This is a genomic window from Congregibacter sp. (genome assembly GCF_965662665.1).
In the GTDB taxonomy this organism is placed as follows: domain Bacteria; phylum Pseudomonadota; class Gammaproteobacteria; order Pseudomonadales; family Halieaceae; genus Congregibacter.
Genome location: NZ_CBFIIF010000020.1, coordinates 12,458 through 28,456 on the forward strand (window position 1 = coordinate 12,458; position 15,999 = coordinate 28,456).

19 protein-coding genes and 1 tRNA gene are annotated in these 15,999 nt (G+C 54.4%); 6 read left to right on the forward strand and 14 right to left on the reverse strand.

The window, feature by feature from the left end:
- Window positions 1–178: 178 nt before the first annotated feature.
- The 3 genes from ACTG39_RS09510 to ACTG39_RS09520 form a co-directional block, all read right to left on the reverse strand.
- On the reverse strand, window positions 179–406 hold the full coding sequence (locus ACTG39_RS09510; RefSeq protein ID WP_439107311.1) for a hypothetical protein: 228 nt from the start codon (window positions 404–406) through the stop codon (window positions 179–181).
- Between the two features lie 36 nt (window positions 407–442).
- The gene (locus tag ACTG39_RS09515) at window positions 443–685 is read right to left on the reverse strand and encodes a hypothetical protein (RefSeq protein WP_439107312.1); all 243 of its coding nucleotides are present in this window, start codon (window positions 683–685) and stop codon (window positions 443–445) included.
- A gap of 267 nt (window positions 686–952) precedes the next feature.
- On the reverse strand, window positions 953–1,258 hold the full coding sequence (locus ACTG39_RS09520) for a hypothetical protein (RefSeq protein WP_439107313.1): 306 nt from the start codon (window positions 1,256–1,258) through the stop codon (window positions 953–955).
- Between the two features lie 137 nt (window positions 1,259–1,395).
- On the opposite strand from ACTG39_RS09520, the gene ACTG39_RS09525 reads away from it, so the two are divergent.
- The 4 genes from ACTG39_RS09525 (at window position 1,396) to ACTG39_RS09540 (ending at window position 4,822) form a co-directional block, all read left to right on the forward strand.
- Window positions 1,396–2,067 carry a hypothetical protein gene (locus ACTG39_RS09525; protein WP_439107314.1) on the forward strand — a complete coding sequence of 224 codons (672 nt, stop codon included), beginning with the start codon at window positions 1,396–1,398 and terminating at the stop codon, window positions 2,065–2,067.
- Window positions 2,068–2,182: 115 nt separating this feature from the next.
- Complete coding sequence (locus ACTG39_RS09530; protein ID WP_439107315.1) at window positions 2,183–3,214, forward strand: patatin-like phospholipase family protein; 1,032 nt, start codon at window positions 2,183–2,185, stop codon at window positions 3,212–3,214.
- Window positions 3,215–3,247: 33 nt separating this feature from the next.
- Window positions 3,248–3,865, forward strand: a complete 618-nt coding sequence (locus ACTG39_RS09535) for a dUTP diphosphatase (protein WP_439107316.1) — start codon at window positions 3,248–3,250, stop codon at window positions 3,863–3,865.
- Window positions 3,866–3,868: 3 nt separating this feature from the next.
- Entirely contained in the window at window positions 3,869–4,822 is a 954-nt protein-coding gene (locus tag ACTG39_RS09540) for a hypothetical protein (protein ID WP_439107317.1), read from the forward strand.
- Window positions 4,823–4,918: 96 nt separating this feature from the next.
- On the opposite strand, the gene trmA is transcribed toward ACTG39_RS09540, so the two are convergent.
- The 7 genes from trmA to ACTG39_RS09575 form a co-directional block, all read right to left on the reverse strand.
- Window positions 4,919–6,013 carry a tRNA (uridine(54)-C5)-methyltransferase TrmA gene (gene trmA / locus ACTG39_RS09545; protein ID WP_439107318.1) on the reverse strand — a complete coding sequence of 365 codons (1,095 nt, stop codon included), beginning with the start codon at window positions 6,011–6,013 and terminating at the stop codon, window positions 4,919–4,921.
- A 2-nt stretch (window positions 6,014–6,015) separates the two neighbouring features.
- Window positions 6,016–6,339, reverse strand: coding sequence for a TusE/DsrC/DsvC family sulfur relay protein (locus ACTG39_RS09550; RefSeq protein ID WP_439107319.1), 324 nt, complete (start codon window positions 6,337–6,339; stop codon window positions 6,016–6,018).
- A complete protein-coding gene (gene tusB / locus ACTG39_RS09555) occupies window positions 6,336–6,644 on the reverse strand; it encodes a sulfurtransferase complex subunit TusB (RefSeq protein ID WP_439107320.1) in 309 nt (102 codons plus the stop codon). Before tusB ends, ACTG39_RS09550 begins: the two co-directional genes overlap by 4 nt.
- Window positions 6,628–7,002 (reverse strand): DsrE family protein, encoded by a 375-nt coding sequence (locus ACTG39_RS09560; protein WP_439107321.1) that lies wholly within the window; start codon window positions 7,000–7,002, stop codon window positions 6,628–6,630. Before ACTG39_RS09560 ends, tusB begins: the two co-directional genes overlap by 17 nt.
- Window positions 7,003–7,010: 8 nt before the next feature.
- A complete protein-coding gene (gene tusD, locus ACTG39_RS09565; protein ID WP_439107322.1) occupies window positions 7,011–7,385 on the reverse strand; it encodes a sulfurtransferase complex subunit TusD in 375 nt (124 codons plus the stop codon).
- Between the two features lie 75 nt (window positions 7,386–7,460).
- Window positions 7,461–8,132, reverse strand: a complete 672-nt coding sequence (locus ACTG39_RS09570) for a Bax inhibitor-1/YccA family protein (protein ID WP_439107323.1) — start codon at window positions 8,130–8,132, stop codon at window positions 7,461–7,463.
- Window positions 8,133–8,351: 219 nt separating this feature from the next.
- Window positions 8,352–9,908: a sodium:solute symporter family transporter gene (locus ACTG39_RS09575; protein WP_439107324.1), complete on the reverse strand. Its 1,557-nt coding sequence runs from the start codon at window positions 9,906–9,908 to the stop codon at window positions 8,352–8,354.
- A gap of 73 nt (window positions 9,909–9,981) precedes the next feature.
- Here ACTG39_RS09575 and ACTG39_RS09580 point away from each other — a divergent pair, with 73 nt between their 5' ends.
- Both ACTG39_RS09580 and ACTG39_RS09585 read left to right on the forward strand, forming a co-directional pair.
- Complete coding sequence (locus tag ACTG39_RS09580) at window positions 9,982–10,734, forward strand: dienelactone hydrolase family protein (protein ID WP_439107325.1); 753 nt, start codon at window positions 9,982–9,984, stop codon at window positions 10,732–10,734.
- Window positions 10,735–10,754: 20 nt separating this feature from the next.
- On the forward strand, window positions 10,755–12,170 hold the full coding sequence (locus ACTG39_RS09585; RefSeq protein ID WP_439107326.1) for a M28 family peptidase: 1,416 nt from the start codon (window positions 10,755–10,757) through the stop codon (window positions 12,168–12,170).
- On the opposite strand, the gene ACTG39_RS09590 is transcribed toward ACTG39_RS09585, so the two are convergent.
- The 4 genes from ACTG39_RS09590 to ACTG39_RS09605 all read right to left on the reverse strand — a co-directional run bounded on the left by ACTG39_RS09590 (window position 12,167) and on the right by ACTG39_RS09605 (window position 15,996).
- Window positions 12,167–13,885: a response regulator gene (locus ACTG39_RS09590; protein WP_439107327.1), complete on the reverse strand. Its 1,719-nt coding sequence runs from the start codon at window positions 13,883–13,885 to the stop codon at window positions 12,167–12,169. The genes ACTG39_RS09585 and ACTG39_RS09590 overlap by 4 nt on opposite strands.
- Window positions 13,886–13,913: 28 nt before the next feature.
- A tRNA-Ser gene (locus ACTG39_RS09595) sits at window positions 13,914–14,003 on the reverse strand.
- A 112-nt stretch (window positions 14,004–14,115) separates the two neighbouring features.
- Window positions 14,116–14,583, reverse strand: coding sequence for a cupin domain-containing protein (locus ACTG39_RS09600; RefSeq protein WP_439107328.1), 468 nt, complete (start codon window positions 14,581–14,583; stop codon window positions 14,116–14,118).
- Window positions 14,584–14,622: 39 nt separating this feature from the next.
- Window positions 14,623–15,996 carry a Na+/H+ antiporter NhaC family protein gene (locus ACTG39_RS09605; protein WP_439107329.1) on the reverse strand — a complete coding sequence of 458 codons (1,374 nt, stop codon included), beginning with the start codon at window positions 15,994–15,996 and terminating at the stop codon, window positions 14,623–14,625.
- Between the last annotated feature and the right edge of the window lie 3 nt (window positions 15,997–15,999).

The window sequence follows — 15,999 nt, forward strand, 5'->3', positions numbered from 1 at the left end:
GCAGGCTATATCGACCAACTACCACCTTGAGGTGTTAGCGGCCGAATAGGGATGGCCGCTTTCGCTTAATTTGCGTCAGCAATAAAGCTAGGCTCAAAATTTTAGCGACGTGCTAAAACAGATACTGTCGGATGTGGCCTCAAAGCAAAACACAGCCACAGTTTTTTACGCGACTTCATTACTCCGCTGGCAGGTATTCGGAGCCGATGGGTGCTCCCCGCAGGCCCACCTCAAGTGCTGCTGAGATCTCGGGGTGTATCCATGCCATGTTGCTTTTAAACCAATCTCGTGAAAAACGGCTGGGGAGTAACTCAGGGGCGTCCCGCGTGAGCTCCTCAACGAGGCTTGCTTTGAGCTCTGAGCCAACCTCAGCTTGACCGAATTCCGCAGTAATGAAGTCGTGCATGTATCGGAAAATAAGGCTTTGGTAATAAGCGTCTAATTATAGCTTGTCGGTCAGGGTCAGCTCGTCAGGATTCGTGAGGGATTTGGCTACAGTGTTAAGTACACCGGATTCGACTTCAGAAATTGCGGCTTGTGTCCAAAGATTAAAGGCACTAGAAGCCATTTGCTGACTCGCTATCCTGTTGGACTCGCTCACTTGGTAGCCGACCATCAGCAGACCGATGATTGCTCCGACTGTTGCAAGTGTCTGCAAGTAGTCATTCAAGTTTGAAAGATTCATGAGTCCCTCCTGAAATTAATTTCAGCTCGTATCACTTCCCCCCTGACGCGTCTAGCCAGTTACAGATGGGAGACTGAAGAGTAGCGGCTTTGCACTGTGATGGTAGCGTCAGTCAGCGAAGCGCAGTAACAGGGAGGAGCCGATGTATGCTTTTAGACTGTGTGTCTGTCCGCATATTTGTTTGTCGTCACCACCCAGGCAAATCGCTACGTGGTGGAAGTGCTGCTGGGTAAAGCGCGCCTAAACGCGTAACCCGATTAGACCGATCTAGTCATTTCCTATTGGGCTGCCTAAAACCGATTGCCGCTGATTTTCCTGCGTGATTGTTTGCGCTTGTTCCTGAATGCGGTCTTTTTCAGACTTTCTTATACAAACCTTGCGGGCAATACGCGTTCCTGATGGAATATAGTTCTCACAGATGAGTGGGTCATCGGAATCTGCTTGAGCGACCGCATTGGCAGCAGCGCTGCTATTGCCGACAGAAGAGCCGCTGGTCGATGAACAGGCAGAAACAGTTGCTACGATCGCGAGCATGCTTAGGCTGAGTATTAGTTGGCGCATTGGGGTGTCCATAGTTAGCGTCTCTGCTCGCAGTATCACCTAAATCGCTCTAAATGCGAAAGAGTTAGGGATCTTGCCGATTGTCGCTCCATCAATTTCAGACCATGCGCACGCCGTTGTTCCCGTAAAGGCTCCGGAACAATTCGGTCGTGTTGCGGGTCATAAATCCTGTGAGTTATGCGAATTATTTGAGCATTGAGCCGACGATTGGACCTGCAAAGTCCTTTAGGGGCTTGTTGTTCGCACTACTCGTGTCGCTGCTACTCCATGCACTTTTATCGGTCTACTTCCGTGACCGATGGGCGACGACTGAGCGTTTTCCTACAGAGAGCATGGTTCCAGCGTCACTTGAGATTCGATTGACCTCGGCGAGGCCGAAGGTTTTACCTGGCGTAAGCCAAGAACGGCATACTGATGGGATACAAGATGACGGGGAGGGCAATCCAGCGACTGAGGAATCTGCACAGAGGGCTGTTGTGTCTCATCAAACAAACACGGACCGCAAGGGGGTGCTTGCAAATCGGCATGTTCGGGATCTTGATCTTTCAATACCGCTGACCGACGAAAGCCCCCAAAAGATGACTCGCTCAGGCCGTTCTACCACGGTGTTTGACCCGCATCTCGCACAATCGCTTGAGGCCCACGGTCAGCGACACAGCGCGGCGGCGTCCGCCAGCATACAGGAGGATTCGGGCGCCTCCTTTGTCGGAGGACGATGGCAGTCCTTCGTAAAGATCGGCAAATTGTGTTTCGAGGTCATCGAAGCCGATCCATTGGATAGCTTGAGCACTGACCAATGGTTTCCTCGGGACTGCGGCTGAATAGCGATCTTCGAAGCCGCAGTGATCAATAAGCGTCAATGTCGTGCTTTTGAAGCTCATAACTGTCACGCTTAAGCCCAGCAGCTAGCAGAGCAAAGTAGCGGTCCAAAGCGCAATGTCTGAAAAATCAATTCCAATTAATCTCGTACTGGGGAGCGGTGGCGCCCGTGGACTTACCCACATTGGTGTCGTAAAAGTCCTTGAGGAGCGAGGCTTTCATATCCGATCTATCACCGGCTGTTCTATGGGGGCTCTGGTCGGCGCTCTATGGGTTAGTGGCCATCTGAACGAGTATGATAAGTGGGTGCGTCAACTGACGCGCTGGGACGTGTTTCGCTTTCTGGATATCTCCTTGCTCGGTCGCGCTGGCATGGTGAAAGGGGACAAACTCATGGAGCGCCTCGAGGATTGGCTTGGAGGCGTGCAGATGGAGTCGTTGCCGGTACCGCTAACCGTAGTAGCAGCGGATATCGCAAGTCGCAAAGAAGTGTGGATTTCCCAGGGAGATTTGTTAGAAGCGGTGAGAGCCTCTATCGCCGTTCCCGGTGTATTTACCCCGCTGGTCAAACACGGTCGCGTGTTGGTCGATGGAGGCATTCTCAATCCCCTGCCCATTCCGCCGGCGCGCATGGACGGAAGCACAATTACCGTTGCGGTTAGTCTGAGTGGAAGAGAGGTGTTGCATCCCATGGGCAATGAGCCTTCAGGCGATACTGATGCGACGGAGCTGCAAACCTCCGGCGTCACTACTCAAAGAGACGATGGAGAGCTGACGGAGGATCCCCATTCCGCGATCGATGGCTTTCTCGACAATCTGCAGCGTTTTTTTGGACGCGATTCAGACGTTTCTAACAGGTCGTCCTCGAACGGAATAGGTGAGGAGAAGCAGGGCGACGTTCGCTCGCCGCCTCAGCAGGCCTCGGCCACCGTCGTGCCGGCGCTTACCGATGTGATGTTGGGCATGTTTAACACGATGCAAGACACTATCGCTCGTCATCAGCTTGCGGGAAATCCGCCGGATATTCTCATTGATATCCCCTGTAACATTTGCGAGTCTCACGAGTTTCATAGAGCCAGTGAACTTGTTCCGGCTGGAGAATATTGGGCTCGCAAGGCACTGGACGAACAGCGCGAGAGATTCAGTTAACAATCTGCACTCATAGAATAAACGGGAGAGTAAATGCAGGAAGCACTCACCACGATGCTGCGCATGCAGGATCGCATGAATACTCGGGTCCACCCTGAATGGATTTCACAAAATTTCGCCTGGCACCGAGCCATCTGGGTCGAGTGCGCGGAGTTAGTGGATCATCATGGTTACAAGTGGTGGAAGCATCAGGATCCGGATCTGGAGCAGGTCCAGCTGGAGGTCATCGATATCTGGCACTTTGGTATGTCTGCTTACTTTCGTCAGGACTCGACCGCAGAGCAGTTGGCCGCAGAGATTATGGAAAGCTGGCCGAGCCCAGCGACTGAGTTATCTGTGCTTGATTCGGCTGAGGCCCTTGCCGCAGTCGCCGCGGGAGAAAAGCGGTTCTGTATTGCCTCGTTCGCATCGCTACTGCGCGCCGCCTCTTTAGACTTTTCTGGTTTGTGTCGCCAGTATCTCGGAAAAAACGTGCTCAACTTTTTCCGCCAGGATCATGGATACAAGGATGGCAGCTATCGCAAACTATGGGACGGACGAGAAGACAACGAGCATCTCATGGAGCTCCTTGCCGACATCGACACCGGGTCTGCTGATGCCGAGGCGCAACTCTATGACGCGCTTTCTACGCGCTACGCAGCGACTGCATAGCCAATGACGGCCGCTGACGATAGTCGACTGTCTACTTCAGCGCTGGCCAAGCGTTTAAAGCTGCCTATACAGCAACTGTTTGTCACATTGCGCGACTACGGATGGATCGACCGCCGCGGCAAGAGTTGGGCGTTGACCGCGAAGGGAGAGCTTCAGGGCGGCGCTTATTTACAGAGTCAGCGTTTTGGTACCTATATCGTTTGGCCTGAGTCCCTGTTGGAGCATCCGCTTCTCACAGCAATTGAGAGTAATCAGCGTATAACCCCCGGTGGTATGCAGCGCTATTATCCGCACCTTGGAGCGCGACAGATAAATCGCAATTTCGCCGAGCTGGGGCTGCTCAAGTTGTCTCGTCGCGGCCTGGAGCTTACTAGTCTGGGAGAGCGCTTTGGAGGCAGGCAGGAACGAGACGAAGACAACGGCCTATTACTGGTCACCTGGCCTCATGAGATTGTCGATAACCTCGTGGTGCACCGGGAGTTGACTCGTCTGCTTGGAGACGGGTTCTCCCTTGAGACTTCGGCTCCCTTAGCGACACCCGAGGTGGCAACGGCAAGCGATACCGTGGCACCGGATCTCTTTGCTCACACTGACGATCAGTCCTTATCTGCTGCTGCGCCCCCAGAGCCTCCAGCGTTACGCTGTGGCCTTGACGGTCATACGGTAGACAGCCTGTTGCAGCTGAGGGTCTGCGACTGGCTCTACGAAGCGCAGTTTGCTCATGCGCGCGATCGCAGGCTGCCGGTAGAAGAAGAGCTTACTGCTGACTTCTATGTGCCTGCCTTGGGGCTTTACATCGAGTGCTGGGAGCGTGACGTTCCCACAAGCGCGCTGACGCGACGACTTCGCACGCGAGAGGTTTGCCGGGAGCTAGATCTGGCCTATCAGGAGATCGCTGCTATAGATATCGAACGCGTTGATGACGTGCTAACCAAGTGCGTAGCCGCGCTGTCCTAGTACTTACTTACAGCTGCTGAGTCACATCTGCTGACTTACAATTACAGCCTTACAATTGCTGTCTTAGAACAGATGACTTACGACTCGCAAGCGGATTTACCGCTGCTTTAACAGTACTGCGCTTTCTATGTGCTGCGTGTAAGGGAACTGATCAAACAGCGCAAAGCTGTGCACTGAGTGTGTATTGTTTAAGTCCTGGATGTTTTGCTTCAGCGTGGTCGGATTACAAGACACGTATAAAATCGTATCAAACTGACGAACGCACTCGAGCGTTGCTGAATCAAGACCTGCTCGTGGCGGATCTACAAATACCGTGCGAAGCTCATAGTCACTCAGCGGCTGGGGTAGGGCCGCAAGCCGTCGAAACTCCCGGTCACCGGCCATTGCCTGACTGACTTCCTCCGCGCTCAGACGCACTACCTGGACGTTATCGATGCCGTTGTTTTGGAGGTTTTCAAGCGCGGCTTTTGTTCCGCTCTTAGCAAGCTCGGTGGCGATTACATTGGGGTATTGGGAGGCCAGGGGCAGTGTGAAGTTACCGTTGCCGCAGTAGAGTTCCAGTAAATCGCCGGGACATTCTCTGGAATGCTCCCAAGCCCAGTTCAGCATTTTTTGATTCACCGGTGCATTGGGCTGCACAAAGGACTGCTCGTATTGGCGATAGTGGTACCAACGGCCATTGACACAAAATTGATCGCTTACAAAGTCCTGCCCAATCACCCTTTTTTGTTTGCGACTACGCCCTACAAGGGAAATGCCAAACTCCGCTGCCAGCTGATAGGCTTCCTGTTCCCACTGCTCATCGAGCGGACGATGATAGATCAGGGTCACCAAAAGTTCGTTGGTGGTAGTGGCCATGAACTCCGCCTGAAAGAGCTTTTTACGCAGAGCGGGTCGCGGTTTCAGGTAATCCCGCAATCGAGGCATAAGCTCCCGAATGGGAGCAAGCGCTGGAGCAAAGTCCTCAATGACGACCGGCGTGCGTGGATCGGCTGGATCAAACATCACGTAGTTGAGATCGTCCTCGTCGTGCCACACTCTAAACTCAGCGCGCACACGATAGGACTCAGCTGGCGATGAGAAGCGGTCGGCGACCGGGGGGGAGAGCGCCAACAGGTCTTCTTCGACGTGCGCACACTTTTGTGCAAACAGCGTTTCGTAGTTTTCGGGGTCGGTTTGCCAGGGCAGCATTGTTAAAGACAGTTCGCGGGCTTTGGGAGGCCGGCAATCTTACTCGCTATCTTCGCCGGTGAGCCGGGAAACAGCTTTAGAAGATAAATACTGCGGCCTTTCTCGTCGCCAAGTCGGATTTTGCAGAACTTTACCAGGGCGCGCATAGCGGGGGACGAGTCGTAGCTCGCGTAGTAGTCGCGCAACAACTCAATGATCTCCCAGTGTGCCTCGCTGAGGCTGATGGACTCTCTGAGCGCCAATTGTTCAGCGATAGTGGTAGTCCAGTCAGAGGTATTCACCAGAAAACCTTCCTCTGTGAGTGAAGGGAGCGCTGTATCCGTCATCGCCATAGCGTTTGTGTACGCAGGCTTTCACTAAGAGCCACCCAGCCTGCGTAATCTATAGAGGTAACCGCAGGGTGAGCATCTTGCACAGCGTAGGCCAGAAGGTCCTCTGCCAGAGCATGCAGTGAGGCGCCGGTAGCGATCCATTCAGGCGCCGCGGGGTGCGATGTTCCCGCAAGGGTTACCGCCTTGCCCAAAAGAAGCACCGAATCACCCGCTTGTAACTGTTCCAGAAGTCGCTGTCCGGACGTAGAGCTTGGATCCCGGGCGATACAGTGCAGTGTGCCCTCAGAGACTAATGACATGGCTGGCCTCATTGAGCAGATTGCGCAGTTCACCTGGGGTAAGAGCGATAGCAAAGGCAGGGAGATCCTGCTCACTGAACCCCGTTGCCTCAAGAGATCGCTGATCTACAAATACGGTGTCGACATCGTAAAGAGGAAGCGACTCGATAACCTTGCGCACTGACTTTCTGCCGATGGACTCCGCGTTCTGTCCGGCTTTGAGAGACAGAACAGCATCGCCACAGAACACCAGCTGAGGCTGCTGTGCAAAGACAGCGAAGCTGAGGGCCACGTCCAGCGCGGAGCGGCCCAGAGAGCCCTCGTAAGGGGCGCTTTGGAAGAGCAGGAGAGGGCGGCGCTGTGAGTCTATCGTCGTCATGTTAGCGTCTAGTCCGCAAAGGTCATAAAGCGGTCCGACTCACTGGATGACTCAATGAGTTCTCCCAGTCCTGCGATGGCAAACTCGGGGAGACATCGATCTTTGAGTGTTCGGCCATCACCAACGCCGAAGCGCGATGCCGATGCAACACAGGCGAGCAAGCGCGTCCCAGTGGTTTGAGCAAAGTGCTGCCAGCCCTTACGTAAGTCATCTTCATCGGCGACGGGCTCACAGCCCGACAAGGCAGTGAGCACGCCGGCATCATAGAAGAAGACACAGGCCACTTCGTGTTCGGCAAGATACAGGGCCTTGGCAAACTCCAGGGCGTGGCGTCCGCTGGACCCGCTGTCGGGACCGTTAAGTACGAGAAGGGTGTAACGCATGGGCAGGGAGTATAAACAATGTACCCACAAAAAAAGCCCCGGACATTGCCGGGGCTTTGGTCGCGATCGTTTTACTTAGTCGTCGCCGGACAGGGCAGTCAACAAATGCAAAATGTGGATGAACAGATTGTAGATGTTGAGATACAAGCTGACTGTCGCACGAATGTAGTTGGTCTCGCCGCCGTTAATGATCCGGCTGGTATCAAACAGGATGAGTCCTGACATGATCATAATCACAGCCGCAGAAATAGTCAGTGACAGTGCGGGGATTGCGAGGAAGATGTTAGCAATCATTGCGACAACAGCGACGATCAAACCCACCATCAAAAAACCGCCCATGAAAGAGAAGTCTTTGCGAGTTGTGAGTGCGTAGGCTGACAAGCCGAAAAATACGACGGCTGTACCTGCCAGAGCCTGCAATACGAGGGCCGGGCCGCCGGGCATCGCCAGGTAGAAGTTGAGCATTGGCCCCAGTGAGGCTCCCATAACTCCGGTAAAGGCGAAAATCGCCACGAGGCCTTTGGAGCTGTCCGCCGTTCTGTTGACCACGAAGAGCAGACCAAAACCCACCAGGCTAAGAATCAGTGCAGCGCCTTGAGGAAGGCCCATAAGCATTGAGATGCCTGCGGTAATAGCACTGAACAACAGCGTCATGCCCAGTAGCATGTAAGTGTTTCTCAGGACCTTGTTGGTGCTGACCGCCGCGCCTAATGCCGCATCAACGTCATACACTCTTGGATTAGCCATTTTTTCCTGCCTCGCGTTAAGCTGAGTTGTCGGTACACATACTATGACGACCGCTGCCCGTAAAAGTTCCCTTGGCAGGCAATCATTTCTTGTTTAACTATACGCGTTAACGTATTGATAAGTATAGCTTAGTTTGAGAAATCGGATGCCAGACTTACCACCTGAGTCAGCGCAGAGTATAGCGGTACATTGGACATCAACAAACTATTATTAAGATCTTTACAGATAGAGTTGGGCTATCACCAAGAGCGCTAGCATTGCGAAAAAGCCGCCCAACAAACTTCTGTAGGTGCCTGCAGGTACGTTTACGGACCGAATAGCTGCATTTACGGTGTCCGATGCTTTGCCTGCGCCGACACTCAATGCGGTAAGCCCAAGGGTGGCGATGCATCCAGTGAGGTTCCACCAGAGCCAGGACACCTCTGGCATCAACTTCCAAAGCGCGAGATTTAGCGCGATGCCAACCGCGAAGGCGACCACCGCTGCGCTAGACCGGGTTCCCGGCAATAAAATGGCGACGATAAACAGTCCCAGTAGTGGTCCGTTGATCAAGGAACTCACCTTGTTAATTGATTCCAGTAGCGTGCTGGCGATGTGTTCAACGCTGAAAGAGAATCCGACGGCAAATACACCCCAACACAGCGTGACAATCTTTGATTGCAAAAAGCGGCGACGCTCGGTGTTTGGCCCGTTTGCGGGCATAAAGTCCTCAAGGGTGCTGGCCGATAGGCTGTTTAAGGCCGAGTCGATGGACGACATCGCTGCAGCGAAGAGGCCTACTATCGCGAGTCCGGCCAAACCCGGTGCAAACTCGCGAAGAACAAACGCAGGGAAAACCATGTTGAGGTTGGGGGCGCCCGAGGCGGTTACCGGAAGCTCAGCAATAAATTCGGGCCGTTGCAGCGCATAGGCCGCGAGGCCGAGGCCAAGCAAACAGTAAGCCAGAACCAGCGGAAAGCGCAGGAGTCCATTGAATACGAGAATCTTGTTCAGATCTCTCTCGTTTGACGCGGCGAGGAGTCGCTGCGCCTGGCTTTGATCGCAGCCGTAGTACGCCATGTAAAGGAACAGCCCTCCAAAAAGCATGGGCCAAAACCCAAAGTTAGTTTCGCCACTGAGACCCCAGTCATTCACCAGGGGATGGCTTCTCTGCGCTAGCGCATCTGCCTGCTCCCATAGATCCGGTGCCAGCCAAATCAGCGATACCACGACGGCGGCGATCAACAGCAGCATTTGCAGGACATCTGAAACTACAACGGCGCGCATGCCGCCCATGACGTCGTAGCTTATGGTGGCGCCCATGAGCATTGCGACAGCCGGGATGTAGCCTATGCCGGTAATCAAGGACAACACCGATGCCACACCATAAACGGTGACCCCCGTGGCTATACCCCGAAAGAACAAGAAACTCGCACTGGCAGTCAATCTTGCTGCGCGACCGATACGCTGCTCAAGAAAGGCATAGATTGATATGACGCCGCTGCGATGCACCGCAGGAAACAAAAAAGCCAGACCCAGCATTGCGAGGGGCACCGCCAGCTCGTATTGGAGCCAGAGCATTCCGCCGCCCGCTGCAAAGCCTACAAAAGCCGGCGCGCCAAGGAGACTGTTCGTGGAGCACTGCGTGGCGAGGATAGATGTTGCAAGAGCCGGTGCCGGTAGACCTCCGCCAAGATAGTATTCCCGTTCGGAGTATTGACTGCGGCCAAGCCACGCAGCAAGCGCGAGCATTGCCAGTAAGTATGCGCCGATTACCCACCAATCAAGAGCCGTCAAACTGCTTGCCTCGAGCCTGCGTAAATTTAATGATAAGGAATTGTCATCCACGGACGAGATACGGGAGTTACCAATGAAGAATATCAAAGAAGCGGGATTATGCTTACTGGCAATCTGCGCTCTTGGCTCACAAGGGGCGGTCGCCGGCGAGTCGGTGACCTACGAGGTGGGGGGAGAAGCCTATGAGGGATACTTTGAAGCGGCGACAGATGCCCGAGGGACAGTCCTCATCATTCACGATTGGGACGGACTCACAGACTACGAAATGAAGCGCGCAGGAATGCTTTCTGAGTTGGGCTACAACGTGTTTGCGGCTGACTTGTATGGCAAGGGCGTCAGACCTACAGAAACAAAGGATAAGATCGCTCGATCCGGCGAGTTGTATGAGGATCGCGAGAAAATGCGCGCACTCATGCGCGGCGCATTGGCTGCTGCCAGTGAAAGCGGGGCGAATGTTTCGGAGGCCGTCGCGATCGGCTACTGTTTCGGGGGTACCGCAGTGTTGGAACTCGCCAGAGCAGGAGAGCCCCTAAAAGGATTTGCGAGCTTTCATGGGGGTTTAACCACGCCAGAAGGTCAGAACTACGCAGATGCTCAGGCGCCAGTGATGGTCTATCACGGCAGTGCTGACACTGCTGTCAGCATGGCGGATTTCGCCTCCCTCGCAGAGCAACTCGAAGCAGAGGGTGTCACTCACGAAATGACGACCTACAGCGGCGCTCCGCACGCGTTTAGCGTTTTCGGTAGCTCCCGATACCAGGAAAAGGCTGACGTGCAGTCTTGGGCATCGTTCACCAGCTTCCTCGTTACAACACTTCCACAATGAGCGCTTTAAGGAGACACATCTTGATCAGCATTGCTGACGCTACTCGAGTTTCAGACACTTCGGTAAGCAAGGTACTTGGCTCGACACTCTTCGGGCTCTTGCTTACGGTCGCGGGGGGAGCGCAGGCACAGACCGCTCCGCCGGGAGAGGTGATGGCACTTTACGACATAGCGGAGGCGCCCAATGCTGAACGGGTGCTGGGCGATATCGAGACTCTGGTGGGCTTTGGTACGCGCCACACTGCATCAGAGACAGAAAGCCAGGGTCGCGGTATCGGAGCGGCGCGGCGCTGGATCTACAATGAGTTCGAACGCATTTCCCGAAGCTGTAATGACTGCCTCGACGTTATCTACATTGGAGAGACAGTTTCAGGAGAACGGCGTGTTCCTGATCCCGTGGAAATCGTTTCTGTGGTCGCAATTCAGCGCGGAGCGCTGGATCCTGATCGTATGGTTCTCATGTCCGGAGACATCGATAGCCGCGTGTCAGATGTGATGAATTCGACGTCTGACAGCCCAGGGGCCAATGACAATGCCTCAGGCATTGCCGGGGTTCTTGAAGCCGCCAGAGTCCTTAGCCAGCACCGCTTTGATGGCAGTATCGTTTACGCTGCCCTTGCGGGTGAGGAGCAGGGTCTTATTGGTGGACGCATTGTTGCTGCGCACGCCTTGGAGCAGGGCTGGCAGATCAAAGCCGTGCTGAATAACGACATGATTTCCAACATCTCGGGGATCGACGGCGTCATTGATAACACTGTGGCTCGTGTGTTTTCTGAGGGCACTCGAGCCGTCGAAACAGAGGAGGAGGCGCGGGCACGGCGCTTCACCGGAGGCGAGGTGGATAGCCCCTCGAGGAATCTGGCGCGTTATATCGACAACATGGCGGATCGTTACATGACTAACCTGGATGTCGAAATGGTCTACCGCCTTGATCGTTTTGGCCGAGGAGGGCATCACCGGCCGTTCAACGCAGTAGGTATTCCCGGTGTGCGAATCATGGAGACCCACGAGCACTACGATCGCCAACATCAAGATCTACGAACAGAAGACGGGCGTGAATATGGTGACACGCTCGATGGAGTGAACCCCCACTACGCAGCAAAACTTACCGCTCTAAATGCGGTATCCATGGCTGGGATTGCTGGAGCACCGCCTTTTCCTGCAGATGTCAAAGCCAAGGGAGCGGTGCGAGCATCTGCCACCTTGACCTGGAGCCACGGAGGCTCGGCCAAGGCTCGGGAAAACCTAGCGGGGTACCGGGTTTGGTGGCGTAAGACAACGGCGCCGCAATGGACTAACTCGCGCTTCGTCGGGAAGGTAAATGAGTGGGAGTTCACCAATTTGGTGATTGATAACTACTTCTTTGGCGTCTCTGCGGTAGCCGAAGACGGGAGTGAAACTCCTGTGGTGTTCCCGGGACCCGCGGGCGCCTTCTAAAAGCTCGTTTCGGTGGGGCTAGGTAAGATCTCTGAAAACATCGAGCGCATTTTCTCCACATCCACGGGTTTTGCGAGGAAACCCGTGAAACCGGCCATCTCCGTAGACTGGAGATCGTGGCGCAATACATCTGCGCTTAAGGCGATGATCGGCAGCTCTTGATCAAACTCCCGTATCGCCTGGGTCGCCTCGATGCCAGACATGACCGGCATTTGCAGGTCCATCAAAATCAGGTCGTAACGCTCTTTTTGCAGAGCTTCGACGGCCTCCTGTCCATTGCTGACTTTGTCATGGCTGAGGCCAAACTTCTCTACGATTACTCCAATAAGCATCTGATTGGCAGGTGAGTCTTCAGCGATCAACACGTGGCCCGAAAACTGTTGTGCGTCGTGTAGTACCGCAGGACTTCTCTCGGTCTCTTTTTCCGTCTCATCCGGACAGGGTTCTGCGCCGATGGTGAGTTTGAAGGCACTGCCGTTGGCCTGCGGAATGTATTCGATATCACCGCCAAGAAGCATGGCTAAACTTCGACTAATGAATAGCCCCAGCCCGGCGCCGCCGTGTTCTCGACTCATACCAGAATCGGCCTGAGAAAATTTCTCGAAGAGCGTAGGTCGAAACTCTTCTGGGACACCAATCCCGGTGTCACTCACCGTGATTGTCAGCTCGGACGCATCTTTTTTGTAGTCGACATCCAGCTCCACAGAGCCCGCCTCAGTGAACTTGATCGCATTTCCCGCGAGGTTCATGAGGATCTGCTTCAGCCGCCGGGGGTCGGTGGTAACGTAGGTTGGTAGTGACTCGCGCAGAGTGAGTGCCAGGCTTAAGCCTTTAGCTTGCGCTTGAGGCTCCAGGAGTTTAACGAAGTTCTCCAGTAGCTCCTTCAGATTGGCAGGCTCGGGACAGACCTCCAATTGGCTTTTTTCAGCTCTGCTTAACTCCAGAACATCTTCAATAAGGCTCGCCAGGTGCCGTGAACCAAAGATGATCGCCTCCAGCTTCTCCTGGTCCTTAGCAGCAAGACTGTTGTCCGCACTCAAGACCTCGGCGTAGCCCAAAACAGCTGTTAAAGGCGTACGCATTTCATGACTCATGTTTGCAATAAACTCGGATTTCACAGCGCTTGCTCTGTCTAGATCCTCGACGTTTGCCAGCAAAGCTTTTGTGCGTTCCTCGATGCGCGAAGAAAAAATGTAGGCGAACGCCGTTAGCAGCGACAGCGTGATTGCCAGGCGAACACTGGTGGCAGCTCCTAGGGTATCGATGGTGAGGGGTGCCGCAATGAGTATGAAAATCGCATTAAAGATCAGCGCTGTGCGCTTGTTGACGACCAAAAAGGACGCGACCGCTATGACATAGGACCAGTAAATGCCAAAGGCGTTTGAGTAGATCGCCATTAAAACCGCCAGAGCACCGGCGGTGAGCGTTGCTAAGACCAACGTTAGTGTGGGCTGCGAGTAAAATAGTCGAACGGCACTGGCGAGCATGCCAGCAGCTAATACAAAGTCGATGACACCCAAAACCTGAAACCCGGTGGAGAGGTTATTTGCACCGAACAGGGTGAGCACCACAGCTATGATGAGGCAAATATTGCGCAGCACAGACTGATCGAGAACAAGATCGACTTGTCCTTTGCGACCTGTTTCCTCGGTGTCTAGCAGGACCATTGTGGATGGGATGGCATCATCAATCGAGTGTAGTGAGAAACGGTCCATCCCCCGTTAATGGGGTAGAGCCGAAAAATGGCGGTGGGCTAAGGATTCGAACCTTAGGAAGGGATAAACCTTCAACGGTTTTCAAGACCGCCGCTTTCGACCACTCAGCCAGCCCACCGGATTCCCGCGATGCCGCGAGAGGCCGGAATTATACCTACTGATAGCGCCAAGGCAACGGTAGTTTCCTGATTGTTGCTAACTCTGCCAAGCTTGGGCTTGCTTATCGCAGATTACTCGAGTGCGGAGCCATCCTCGGAGTAGATAACCCATATTTTTTTATAGCCATCAGTTTCCCAGATACCCGTCCACTCTTTGGGAATAGTGACAGCCTCTCCAGCAGAGATGCTGGTGATCGTGCCATCGCTGGATGTCAGCGTGACACCGCCCTCGAGAAAGTACATAAACTCGTCGACGCCATAGGGTTCTTCGATGACCCAGCGAGATTTACCGGCAAGGTACATGCCGCTCGCGAAGCGACCGTCGGAGGAGAGTAGTGAGGTGATGTCTTTCACCGTGTCGGCACCCTCGCCTTTAACTAGGGTGTCTGGATGATCGAAGATGGCGCCTGCAATAGCATCACTACTCATCTCTGCGGGGTAAACCACGTCATCTGCCTGGGCGAAGAGTGACGCGCTAAGCGAGATCGCGCCGACGGATAGGGCGGCGATGAGTTTTTGCGAACCGTTTGCTTTCTTCATTTATTTCCTCCAATACGGTGTCTATTGAGTCGTGTTGATCTAAAGAATATAGCCCATGGCAAGGTACCCTGCGCCGGCAATCGCGGCAGCTATCAGAGCGTAGGGCAGCTGTGTGAGTGCGTGCTGCATTGGCGTGCATCCTGTCGCCTGGGCCGTAAGCACCGTCGCATCCGAGTAGAAGCAGGCGTGGCTACCAAAGGTGCTGGCGGACAGTGTGGCACCGATCAGCAGGGTCATATCTGCATTCAGGTTTTGCCCGAGGGAAGCGACGATGGGTAGAATGATGACGAACACACCCCAGTTTGAGCCAGTGAAAAATGAAACAAGGCCCATGGCCACAAAAATCGCGAAGGGTAACAACTGGGCGGTGAGCAGGGGCTCAAGATTGACCACAACGTAGGTAGCAAGCCCTAGTTCGTCGTTCACCTCTTTAAGGATAAACGCAGCGACAAGCACCGCCAGGGGCTCCAGCATTGTTTTAAACCCATCCAGCACAGTGTCGAAGGTGTCGTGCAGATCTAAAATACGCAGCCCGAGCACGATCGCGATAGTGACGCCCAGGGCAATGTATATCCCCACGAGGAAGTCGTTGCCAGAGGCTATGGTCGCGCCGACCAGGCAGACCATGGGCCCAATGAACAGCCAAAGCCGTGGCTTCACTCCCTCTTTAGCACTGATTGATTTATTCGCCGCCTCGATATGCGTGGCTTCTGGATGCACCGTGAGTCCGCTATCCCGCGCGCGCTGATCAGCCGCTTTCATGGAACCTAATGACGGGATCCAACCGGCAATCACCAGCGGGACCACCAAAACGGCGGCCCAAGCATAAAACATGTAAGGAATCGCACTGATGTAAACACTCAGGCCCTGACCATCTTCAGCCAAGCCGTTGGCTACCAGCAGCCCTGCAAAGAAAGCCCCCCAGGTAGAGTAGGGGACAATGACACTTATCGGTGCGGCTGTGGAGTCCACGACATAAGCGAGTTTCTCCCGGGCGATCTTGAACTTGTCCGTGATGTCCCGCATGGCCGCGCCTGCGGCCAGGGAGTTCAGATAGTCATCGACGAACAAGGCAATCCCCAGAAACCAGGTTGCGAATAGCGCACCGCGTCGGTCACCGACTCGATCGCCTAGAAAATGTGTAAACGCACTGGTGCCACCGCTGCGCATTAACAGGGCGATTAAGCCACCCATGAGACCGCAGACTAGAATGATCCACGCGACGTCCGGATCAGTGAGTACCGCAACGGAAGCTTCGGCCATCCCGGTTACAAAGCCGGTGCCATGGAGCATAAGTAAGCCCAGCAGGGACCCGCACAGTAGCGATTCAATGGGGCGGCGGGTCCAAATGGCGAGAGCGAAAACCAGCGTGGTGGGAATGAGGCTCAGGGCATCGGGACTGGAAGGGTCCACAGG

What these genes read in the sequence shown, in the direction of transcription:
- ACTG39_RS09515 (WP_439107312.1), bottom strand. Translation starts at nt 685, where the DNA reads ATGAATCTTTCAAACTTGAATGACTACTTGCAGACACTTGCAACAGTC.
- ACTG39_RS09550 (WP_439107319.1), bottom strand. Translation starts at nt 6,339, where the DNA reads ATGACGGATACAGCGCTCCCTTCACTCACAGAGGAAGGTTTTCTGGTG.
- ACTG39_RS09590 (WP_439107327.1), bottom strand. Translation starts at nt 13,885, where the DNA reads ATGGACCGTTTCTCACTACACTCGATTGATGATGCCATCCCATCCACA.
- ACTG39_RS09530 (WP_439107315.1), top strand. Translation starts at nt 2,183, where the DNA reads ATGTCTGAAAAATCAATTCCAATTAATCTCGTACTGGGGAGCGGTGGC.
- ACTG39_RS09580 (WP_439107325.1), top strand. Translation starts at nt 9,982, where the DNA reads ATGAAGAATATCAAAGAAGCGGGATTATGCTTACTGGCAATCTGCGCT.
- ACTG39_RS09520 (WP_439107313.1), bottom strand. Translation starts at nt 1,258, where the DNA reads ATGGACACCCCAATGCGCCAACTAATACTCAGCCTAAGCATGCTCGCG.
- tusB (WP_439107320.1), bottom strand. Translation starts at nt 6,644, where the DNA reads ATGTCATTAGTCTCTGAGGGCACACTGCACTGTATCGCCCGGGATCCA.
- ACTG39_RS09510 (WP_439107311.1), bottom strand. Translation starts at nt 406, where the DNA reads ATGCACGACTTCATTACTGCGGAATTCGGTCAAGCTGAGGTTGGCTCA.
- ACTG39_RS09570 (WP_439107323.1), bottom strand. Translation starts at nt 8,132, where the DNA reads ATGGCTAATCCAAGAGTGTATGACGTTGATGCGGCATTAGGCGCGGCG.
- ACTG39_RS09535 (WP_439107316.1), top strand. Translation starts at nt 3,248, where the DNA reads ATGCAGGAAGCACTCACCACGATGCTGCGCATGCAGGATCGCATGAAT.
- ACTG39_RS09600 (WP_439107328.1), bottom strand. Translation starts at nt 14,583, where the DNA reads ATGAAGAAAGCAAACGGTTCGCAAAAACTCATCGCCGCCCTATCCGTC.
- ACTG39_RS09560 (WP_439107321.1), bottom strand. Translation starts at nt 7,002, where the DNA reads ATGACGACGATAGACTCACAGCGCCGCCCTCTCCTGCTCTTCCAAAGC.
- ACTG39_RS09540 (WP_439107317.1), top strand. Translation starts at nt 3,869, where the DNA reads ATGACGGCCGCTGACGATAGTCGACTGTCTACTTCAGCGCTGGCCAAG.
- trmA (WP_439107318.1), bottom strand. Translation starts at nt 6,013, where the DNA reads ATGCTGCCCTGGCAAACCGACCCCGAAAACTACGAAACGCTGTTTGCA.
- tusD (WP_439107322.1), bottom strand. Translation starts at nt 7,385, where the DNA reads ATGCGTTACACCCTTCTCGTACTTAACGGTCCCGACAGCGGGTCCAGC.